At 58.7% G+C, this 218-nt stretch carries 1 pseudogene; it reads left to right on the top strand.

Annotated elements, in window-relative coordinates:
* Positions 1 to 134: 134 nt before the first annotated feature.
* A pseudogene (locus tag G1E_RS30380) lies at positions 135 to 218 on the top strand (molybdenum cofactor biosynthesis protein); the annotation flags it as partial.

The raw sequence follows: 218 nt of genomic DNA on the forward strand, positions 1-218 counted from the left end.
CACAGGCGCTGAAGATGCTGAGGCTACCTCCAGGCAGCGATAGAGCCTGTCGATGGAACAGTTCGCCATATCGATTGGACGCCCTCGGAGCATCCCCTTAGCGTGGCGACAAGGCCATTCAAGGAGTTCCTGTTGTGCGCGTCCAACCCGATGCAGTCTTCGTCCCGCTGAACATCGCCGTACTGACCGTCAGCGACACCCGTTCCTATGACAACGAC

Source organism: Pseudomonas sp. TJI-51, assembly GCF_000190455.2.
Taxonomy (GTDB): domain Bacteria; phylum Pseudomonadota; class Gammaproteobacteria; order Pseudomonadales; family Pseudomonadaceae; genus Aquipseudomonas; species Aquipseudomonas juntendi.